The organism is Chthoniobacter sp. (assembly GCF_040003245.1).
In the GTDB taxonomy this organism is placed as follows: domain Bacteria; phylum Verrucomicrobiota; class Verrucomicrobiia; order Chthoniobacterales; family Chthoniobacteraceae; genus Chthoniobacter.
The window spans coordinates 1-9831 of sequence record NZ_JBDUCX010000248.1; the positions used below are offsets into that span (position 1 = coordinate 1).

Consider the following 9831-nt stretch of genomic DNA (forward strand, 5'->3'; position numbering starts at 1 on the left):
AGATCTTCCGCTACGTCACCGAAGGCAGCTTCGACGCCTACATGTGGCAGACGCTGGAAACGAAATGCCGCTTCATCGCGCAGGTGATGACCGGCGACGCCACCGTTCGTCGCGCCGAGGACGTTGACTCCGCCGCGCTCACCTATGCCGAAGTAAAAGCGATCGCGTCAGGCAATCCGCTCGTCATCGAGAAAGCCAGCATTGACGCCGAAGTCATGCGTCTAACGCGTCTGAAGAAGCAGCACACCGAAAGCCTCTATCAAATGCGCTATCGTATTCGCCGGCTAGGCGACGAGTCGGCAGTCACCGAAAGCGAGATCGCAAATATCCGCAAGGACTTGCGCACGCGAACGAGCACGCGCGGCGACAACTTCTCGATGACAGTGAACAACGAGACATTCACCGATCGCGTAAAAGCCGGTCGTGCATTCGTGTTCCTGGCCGCTGCGATAAAGCCCTTCGAATCGACCAAAGCCATCGGCAACATAGGCGGCTTTCCAGTCTCCGTTGAACGCTTCGACGAACGCACAACGCTACTTATCCACGGTAAGCACCGCTATCGTGCGAACGTCAGTGAAAGCGCGGCAGGCACGATTGCATCTCTCGAACACGCGCTCGACAGCATCGAAGACCGGCTCCGCGAACGCGAAATCGATCTCGCGCAATCTCGCCGTCAGTCTTTTGATCTAACAAAGCAGCTCGATCAACCTTTCGAACATCAAGAAAAGCTCGTTAATGTAACCGAGCGGCAGCAGCAGATCATCAGCGCACTCGATATCACGAAGAATCAAGCCTCTGCTACAATCGGTGATCCAGCGGGAGCGATGTCTGGATCAATCATCTCGACCGAAATTGGCCTACGGACCAAATCCGCCGCTGTTGTCGGTTTAACGTGAGTTTCTTTCCTCGGCCACGCCACTCGCTTCCCTGAAGTGACGGCGAAGCTGACTTTGAGTAAATACCGATGCGTTGGTTGAACCCGTTTAATTACGCCGCCGCCCCAGACCGAATGGCGTGCAAAGCGACCGATAACGTTTAGCGTTTACTGCTCAACTTCGTAAATCCGAGTTTCCACCGGCTCGCCGTGATCCTTCATGACGATCGTTGGCCGAATCCAACGCAACACGATCAGACTGAGACCGGGTCCGTGTCTCTGCCGACGCCAATGTCCGCGTCGCCAATGAGCGCGCGGGGATTTACCGTCTGCCCCTCCGCCTTCGGTTCTTGCAGCATCTGAGAACAAATCTCGGCCGCAGATCTTAACTCGGGTGAAATCGCCCGTTTCAATTTTGTGAACAGCGCCGAGTTTTCTGTCGCGGCTGCGTCGAGTTTCTCCCGCCGTGGCCGCAGCGGCAAGTACCACTGGAGACGGTTCTCCCTCCCATGCGTCAGAGACATCATCGGGTCGAAACGTGATGAAGCACGCTGCGTTTACGATGATGTTCAGGCATGCGCGAAATGCCGGCTCTTGAGAGCGAAAGCGCTCAATTCTGCGCCTGCGACTTCTCGCCCGAATATCTTCGACACGTGCGATGGTGCCGTCCGGCCGCTCGACCTCGCTGCTGAAGTTCTCTGTAGGCGGTTCATTATCCCGAAGGAACGCTTCGATTCCAAGCTGGACTCCGCTGTTAACCTGGAGTTCCAGATCAGACGTTGAGATATGAAGCGCGAAGATCGAGTCCATGCACGCAACTGACAGGGACTTTTCGTAATCAACTCCATCGAGCCGCGACGTAAGCGTGAAGAGAAACTCGTCGCCTTGTTTTCCGATATAACAGCCGTCCACCCGCGCATTCTCCTCAAGCCAGACAGCTTCCGGCGGCGTGAACTTTAAGAACACGCTCGCGAAGGGCAGCTTAATGTCGCCAACTCTTACTTCTGAGCAGTCGGTGTGATGAAATTCTTCCACAAGCCGCTCAGGAATAATGTAGATCGCGCCGCCGTGCGCGCGATGCATGTACGCCGCCATTGTTGAATTCGTGTCGGTATTGAACAGCGCCATGTCTCGCGGCCGTCCCACGCGGTCAAACGCCAGCATGTGCGCATTGGCCTCGCGTCGACGGACGTTGAGGATTGCCTCGTAATCAGGCATGTCCATCAGGTCATTGGTCAAGCGCGGCGACGGCAGCGCTCGCACGGCTGGTCTTGTCCGCAGCGTGCGCGAAGGATGGAAGCTTGCCCACTTGGGCGGAGCGGCATCGCCGCTCAACAGTAGAGGACCGAATTCTGGCAGTAGTGAATGACTGGCAAAATGCATTCCGCTAATCCGACCTCCATTAAGCCGGAAGAGCGCGTGCAGCGAAAATTGGCATAAACTCAGATCCTCTGACTGAAACTCTCCTGTACGATATCTTGGAATGACAATTCCACCTCCATTCAGGAGGTCAGTGTAAGCAGCGACAAACCGAACGTCGTCCTCGCCAGCTGGCTGCTCGTAGATGCAGTAACTTTGCACATAGGCAGGTCGCGAGTCATTTGGTCGGCCGATTACTTCATCTGAGTCCGCCTGCGACTCGAGCATCTCCGCGATTGTCTGAGCCATCGGCAGGGATTTCATCGCCGGAAGTATGCGCCCCAGCGGATGATTGGCGGCGATCCACTCGAAAGGCTGCGCAATTTTGCGGGGAAGCTCGGCGCGAATCACAAGCACGCCGCCGTGATCTAGAAACGAATGATGCGTTAGCGGGAACTCGACCCAGGCGGCTGGAGACGGCCAGCGCGTGTCGCCATACAAATGCCACTCATCGCCGGGCATTCGAGTCGCAAGGTTCGCCGCGGCAGATTCCTGCGGTGAATACAGCACTAGGTCGTCGCAGACCATCAAAGCATGATCAAGTATGTCTGACAGCGAACACAGAAGCGGAAATCGCTTCTTGTCTGAAAGAGGAGGGAACTGGAACGGCATCTTTTCAATATAAGTGCATTCGACTGTTGCTTGCGAGGCAACGGCGACAAGAAGCCGCGACCCCTACAGCCGCTCCGGTAAGACGAGATCCTGGAGCAGTGAACTAAGGACCTGTTCTTCGTAAACCGCTCTGGCGCGATCTCGCAGCGCATCTCCTAATTCTGGCGCCCACGAAGTGACAAAGGATTGCGGTTCCGCAACGACTGTCCCTTCAGCCGCGAGATATGCATCTGCGCTCATCTTCCACGGGATCGCTGCGTGTTGGCGCGCGAGCTGATCAATGATTCGCAGGCCCGCCCAATCGAAATCCCCATGGCATCGCAGCTCGGCACCGGCTTGGCGAAGTTGCAATAGGAGCAGATGGGTCGCGGACGCTGGTTGCCCATTGGTGCAGACCAGCGGATGGCAGCGCCCGCCAATCTCGCGCACAGCTGCACTCACTACGCTCGGGTTCTCGCAGACGAAGATGACGCACATCGCTGGATGGAGCGGTTGAAAAGAGTTACCGCTTTGAAGTTGGCGATACGTGAGAAAAGCAGGTTGCTTTTGCTGGCGATGAAGTTCCAGAACCGAACCCAACGCGGAGTCCGGGGCAGCCCGAAGATTGTACACCAAAACCGGCGCGCTTAGATCGTCGATGATGACGCCGATACTAGCCCAGGCTTTCCGCCGGGCGTCCGCACTGCGCTGGCCGTCGATGCCATGCACGGATCCGATGGCGCGGAGACAGAGCGTCGCGAGGGGTTGTCCGCGATCGAGAGCGTGGCTGTCTCCGACGCATTCAGCGGCGAGATTCGCGAGAAGAATTTCTTCGCTCGGCTCGCGCAAGAGAACACGGATTGCGTTTTCCACGAGTCTCGCCGCGACCGCGAGATCGCCGCGTGCGATCCGCTTCAATGACCCGTCTCGCTGAAACGCACTGATCCAGTTTAACAAGCCGTCCTGTTCGGAACAACGTGTGCGTGCACCATCGAAGAGCGCGGTCCATTCCTCTTGCTGGCGCTCCGCGCGCGCGCGCTGGTTCTCGATGGCACCCCGACACGCAACCACCGCGTCCTCCAGTCGATCCGCCATTCCCGTTGAGCGAAGCGTTTGCTCCAGTTCCGCCAAATCAAGGCTCAATTGTTTGCCTGCGGTGCTTCGCCTGCCGAGCAAGTCGTCGAGGGCGCGGCGTTCTTCGGGCGTAGCGTGTGCGTTGGCGATGATGCCTGTAAGAGAGCGGCCCCGTGACATCCGCTCTGCGAGTCGATCAAGAATCCATCCGAAGCCCGGTTGCGCGAAAAAAGCGCAAACCCGAGCAGCATCAGGCGCCGTTCCCATTGCCGCTCTTCAGAAGTTTTCGCCCGTTCCAGACCCAGCGCGTGACATTCACCGCAGGCGATTCCGGACGCGACGAAAGCTGGCAAATCCCCAATGCCGGTAGCGTTGCATAACAACCCCATTCCAGTTCGCTCGTCATCACGAAATCGAGATCAAAACTGGCGAGCAGCCCCATTAGTCGCGACCGCGTCGGTTTGTCGATGCCGATGAATACTTCATCGAGCAAGATCAGGCGTGGAGCATAGGGCGAGGCGCTCTGGTAGTGCGCGGCGGCTGCGGCAAATTGCGGCAGCGTCAAGGTCAGCGCTTTTTCACCACCAGAACCGGTGCCGTAGGTCTGCTTTGTAAGTTTTTTCCACTGACCGTCCTGAAAGCGCATAATCCCGAAACGATGCCACCCGCGATAGTCAAGCGCGCGACGCAGATGCTCCTGCCACGGTGCAGTCTCGTCGGCCGCGCGTGCCGCATTGATTCGACTTTGCAAAAAGCGACCAATGCTGTCGCGCTCAGCCGGAGACCACGCAGCTGTCATTTTTAAAAGCTGGCGACGCGCGGCATCCAATCCATCCGCGGCTTCCGGATCGACATCCCACACGAATCGTAGCTTGATGCCGCTGCTTGCGGGCCGCTGATCGAGTTGTTCATTTGCAACGCGAACCCAATCTTCTCCCGCGCGAAGAAGACTCTGTATCTCGGTGGCCACTTCGCCGATAAGGTGGTTCTCGATCACCTCTCGTTCTCTCGCATCGAGCATTTGCACGCGGTTCTCCATCTCGTCGGATAACGACTGACGTAGCGCGCTCATGGTGCGAGCCTGCCCATGGAATGCGCAGGTGATCGCGAAGACGCCCTCGTGACCCACGATCTCGGCTTGAGGGTGATAGCCGCGCATGCCTAGCTGATCATTCAATGCGCTGAACTGCTGTTGGATGCCGGATTGCACGCGCTTCCACGCATCATCGTCCGCCACAACGCTCTCCAGTGCTTGGTCAATCTTCCGTGCGAGTTCCACTGCTGGGTTAGGTGGAAGATCGACGCGCTCGGGCTGCAAGTCATCGGCGGCTTCTTCGAGCAGCCGCTTCTCGACGAAGAGCTGGAGCCGGTTGACTGCTTCCTCGCGCGACGTCTCATGGACTTTACGGTCAGCCTCCGCCTGTTCTTCCTGGGTACCGATCACCGCCTTTGCCACGGCTAGGTTTGTTGCGCTCTCGCGAGCTCTCTTCTCGTCTTCGATTAGTCCCGTCAGTTGCGTCCGCACTTCCTGCAGCCGCCCCAAGACTTGGTCTGCGGTCGCACCAACCGATGTATGCAGCGCCGCGTAGTGGGCCTTCGCGGCAGCCGCAAGCTGCCGTGCCTCTTCCAGTCGCGCAGCGGCTGAATCCAGCGAAACCTGTGCTTCGCCTTCGCGAGCGGCTGCTTTCTCGGACGCGGCGCGGGCCGCAAGCAAGGCCTCCCAAGCGGGCCAGAGCGCGGCTGCCTTCACGCGCAACTCCGCGAGCAGCGTCTCCATCGTTTCGAGGGCGGCCGGTTCCTTCCATGCATCCAGCCCTAGGTCGGCGCCGTCACGATCGCGAGTGTCGCGCGCAACACGCTCCGCCTCGCGCGCCTTTCCGAGCAATTGATCGACCTCTTCGAGCCGAGCACGCGCACCAGCGCTTGCTGCCTGTGCACTCTCTAGTGCATGAGCCGCGCGTTGCAGCGTACCGAGATTCGGAGCGTTCTCGCTTTCTAACGAGAGCTTCTCCGCGCGTCCTTCGATCTCATTTCGTTCTCGTCGTAGGTCTGCAATGGAATCGTCGATCTCGAGGAGTGCGGCTTCCAATTCAGCGATGCGTCGCAGGCGTGCCTCTTCGCGCGATGCATGGCCGAGGTATTGTGCGGCACGTTTTTGCCACGCGCCGCGCAACAGCCCGTGCTGCCAGCGCCCATCACGCGCAACCCACGTATCGCCTGCCGCTTCAGACGCGCCAATGCAGCCAAGAATGCGCTCAACAGTATCAGAAAAGTCGCCCTCTGCACGCATCACGCGATTCAATCCCGAATCTCGCATACCCTCAGATCCGACGAAAAAGATGTCGTTTGTAGCCGCGTCGATGAGCGTACCGTCGGGCGCCACCCATGCATCGAGTAATCCTGCGGATTCTAGCGCCGCCTCGAAGCCGGCGCGATCTTCAGCGACAACATCCTCGCGGAAACCGCAAAGCTGCCAAAGCGGCGCGCCAGGACGACCAACGCGCGCATCTGCCGCTCTCGTGTGGGGTGTCAGCGGCTCTGGTTGCTTACCGTCGCGGAGACTAACGAGCTCAAGAGTGATCTCTTTCCGGGAAGCGCCTCGCTCGTCAAGAGCATGCTTCGACCGACTGCGTTCTTCCGAGAGTCCTTGCGTCGCAAATTGATATGCCGCTGCGAGCCGTTCTGCCAAAGGCGAAGTCGTGTCCGGTATCTCAAGCCACGCCTCAAGCAAAATTCGCCAATCCTCGCCTTTGGCGAGCGGAAGGACGTGCAGCGTTGCCTCCCATTCATAGATCTGAGCCGAAATATCCTCCAATATCCCGGCGCGTTCACTCCGCTGCACAGTCTCCGCATCCTCGGATCGCATCACATCATCGCGCCGCTGCTCAAAGCGGGTCTCTTCTTCTTTTCGGCGCTCAATCGTCTTTGTGAGTTCGGCGTTTCGTTGCCGGAGGAGAACGATCGCACGTGCACGTTCCGCAATCGCTTGATCGAAGGTCTTACGTGCAGTTGCGCCAGCATCCTCATTCGAAGGAATCTTCTCTTCAGGTAAAGCGACCTCGCGCCAAGCTACGGCAAACGCGTCATAGCGATTTTCGACAGTTCTGTTTTCTCGCGCGGCGAGGTCTTCCGCGTCCTTCCTCTCGCCGCTCCTCTGGTCCCGCGCCGCATGGCTATTACGCCACCCTTCTTCAGCCTCAGTGACACGTTTGACCCGCTCGGTTTCGGTATCCGCCGCGTGGCGTAAATTTTCTGCGCTCTTCATCTCCGGGCTAGCGAGGAGAGTTCGCTCCGCTTCGCGCACGCCGGCGAGATCCTCCTCTACACGCCGTTCCTCCGCCTGCGCCGCCGCGAGTGCGATCTCATTCTGTTCGCGCTTGTCGACTAACCGTCTGATCTCACGTTGCGCCGATTCAAATCGGCTGTGCGTTCCACGCACGTCCCCTGCGCGCCGCCGCACCGCCACGCGAGCGTAGTGTCTGTAAGTTTTCAGGAACGTATCGACGCTGCTCCGAGCGTCGGTTAGTTCGGTGAGCTGCTGCCTGTCGCTTTCCAAGCTGCGAAAAGAGACGGAGACATTCTCGATCAGTCGCGGAGAGACTGGCGGTAATGCTTCGCTCAGCAGGCGCGACAGATCGTCCGCTTTGAAGTCGCGCATGATTTGCGGCTTACGAAGTTGCAGTAGCAGCTCGATGAGCGGGCCGTATCGAGCACCGAGACCGAAGAGCGCGTCATCCACCGCGACGCGATAGTCGGATGCAGTACGAAATACCGCATTCCGTCCGATCGCTGTTTCCAGTCGCTCGCGGTTGAGCGGGACACGGTTCTCCGACATCAGGTGCAGCGTATCGCCGACTCGTTGCGCCGTTACGAAGAACCACCGCGCATTTGGAGGAATTCCGGTGCCTTTCCGCGCATGCATACCGCAACCAAGCGTGATGTAGTGCTCGCCACCGTCGGCGTCCCGACGCCCAAACTCGATCCAAGTGTAACCGAGCCGATTCTCATGCTTGTTCATGAGGAGATTCCACTCCATGCGCTTGGCCTGGTCGCCATCCGGCTCTACGCGGTGCGAATCCATTGAGCCATCGAGCAGAAATGGAAGCTGCAACGCCAGCACGCGCGACTTGCCGGCTCCATTGTTGCCACGAAGCAGCAACCGCCCGTCTTCAAACGGAAACTCCTCCTCGTCGTATTTGTAAATATTCAGGACCCCGCTGCGCAGCGGCTGCCAACGCTCGCGCTTCGGCTGAGGAAGCGATCGCGGGATCGAGCCATTTCGCGACCCGTCGCTGAAAAGCTCCGCGTTCATAGCATCAACGTATCCTCGATGGGCTCGGTGACGTATTCTTCGCGCAAGCCGTAGCGCCCGATCGCAGGAAGAGGAAAAAGCAGATCGCCCTCCTGCCGCATCAAGCGCAACGCACACAGCCGCTCGACGACCATGCGTGTCAACGCGCGATCCTGGCCCTGTTCGCGCACATCTTTGCGCCAGTGCTTGTAATGCACCGCGATGAAGTTGCTCGTTCGCGCGACCAGTGTGTCGAAGCCTACACTTACCCCCGGCGACTCGCGCAATCGCCCGGCCAAGAAGGTCGCGAGCAGCAGTGTGATATGTCCGTCGGTGCCCTCTTCGGGAAGGCCGTAGTCGCTGAGAGTCCCGCTCGGATCAGTCATCGCAACTCCTTCTGCTCGCACTTCACGCACGAGCCCCGTCGCCATCTCGATCTCAGGAAGAATAAAGCCACGCTGACGATCCCAGTATTCGCGGTCTTCCTCACTCAACTCATCGTAATAGAGCACTGGATCGTCGAGCAGCTGGTGGAAGAGGCGGAGCCGCAGCCGCCGATGGCGCGCTTCGTCTGAAGTCGCGGTAATGTCGTCCTCCGCCAGCGCGCGTAGTCGCTCCCGGAAGACATTCGTGCTCACGAGCGAAGGCGGTCGGTTAGCCGCAAGCAACCGCGCTAGGACGGGGCGATGCACGTTGTAGAGCGCGTCAGCTTGGGCATCTTTGATGAAGCGTTCCTCTTCGCCCTGTTTTCTTTCCAGCACGCGCCAAACGAGAAGCAGACGAATGGCGTGGACGAAGTCTCGGCGCGACTCTTGGTGCTCCAACTCCACGCGGATACCTGCCGTTTCGAAGCGCGGCTCCGCGCGAACTAGGCCAATGATCGAATCGCGCAGACGCACCAGCGTGGTTTGCCGATCAGCACGGACGAGTGAAGCGAGAGCTAAACAAAGGATTACGTAAGCTCGGCGGCTAAGCGGGACGTCTGAAATTGGCTCGCGACAGGGACGTGTCGCATCGTCGAGTCGAGCTGGTCGTTTGATCAGCCGCGCAGCTTCAGAATCGAGCATGAGCTGCCAAGCGGCATGATGGGCAAACCAAGGCCGTAGCCAGTCGCGGTGCTTCTGAACCAGTTTGAAGGACTCACTCGTGGAACCTTCAGGCGAAAGCAGCGGCTGGCTCAGCAGCGCGCGGACGGCGCGTTGCCGCTCGTCGCGTTCCTGCGCACTGATACTGGATTGGAGAGCAGCAAGGCGATCTCGGCGACGGCGCCATGTGTTCGTTGGCGGGCGCGAGCGCAGCTCCGCGTCGGGATATTCCTTCACGTCCATTTCAAACGTCCACTAATTCCGGTTCCGCAGGCAGATCCTCTATAGCCACCTCATGCACATACCGAATTGTAACCTCGCAATCCGGGCCGCGGAGAATGCCGTTTGAAGTAATGATCTCCGCATAGCCATCCTTTTCCTCGGTGGGTCCCAGTCGGATCAGCAGCGCGCCGTCCATCGAGGCCGCCTCTGTCGCCTGCCGAGGATCAGCTCGGCTGGCGAGGGCTTCTCCGAGCAGGTCCAGCAAGAGGTTAAAA

General features: G+C 59.0%; 5 protein-coding genes and 1 pseudogene. 1 reads left to right on the plus strand and 5 read right to left on the minus strand.

Features of this window, described 5'->3' with window-relative positions:
- Window positions 1–896, plus strand: a pseudogene (locus ABJF10_RS25350) (hypothetical protein); the annotation flags it as partial.
- Between the two features lie 146 nt (window positions 897–1042).
- Here ABJF10_RS25350 and ABJF10_RS25355 read toward each other — a convergent pair.
- The 5 genes from ABJF10_RS25355 to ABJF10_RS25375 form a co-directional block, all read right to left on the minus strand.
- Window positions 1043–2905: a hypothetical protein gene (locus ABJF10_RS25355; RefSeq protein ID WP_348547415.1), complete on the minus strand. Its 1863-nt coding sequence runs from the start codon at window positions 2903–2905 to the stop codon at window positions 1043–1045.
- 63 nt (window positions 2906–2968) lie between these two features.
- The gene (locus ABJF10_RS25360; RefSeq protein WP_348547416.1) at window positions 2969–4225 is read right to left on the minus strand and encodes a TIGR02679 family protein; all 1257 of its coding nucleotides are present in this window, start codon (window positions 4223–4225) and stop codon (window positions 2969–2971) included.
- Window positions 4209–8270 (minus strand): TIGR02680 family protein, encoded by a 4062-nt coding sequence (locus ABJF10_RS25365; protein WP_348547417.1) that lies wholly within the window; start codon window positions 8268–8270, stop codon window positions 4209–4211. The genes ABJF10_RS25360 and ABJF10_RS25365 overlap by 17 nt, the downstream gene beginning before the upstream one ends.
- A complete protein-coding gene (locus ABJF10_RS25370) occupies window positions 8267–9577 on the minus strand; it encodes a TIGR02678 family protein (protein WP_348547418.1) in 1311 nt (436 codons plus the stop codon). Before ABJF10_RS25370 ends, ABJF10_RS25365 begins: the two co-directional genes overlap by 4 nt.
- Before the next feature lies 1 nt (window position 9578).
- Window positions 9579–9831, minus strand: a 253-nt coding sequence (locus tag ABJF10_RS25375; protein WP_348547419.1) for a DUF2397 family protein, incomplete at its 5' end; no start/stop codon positions are given.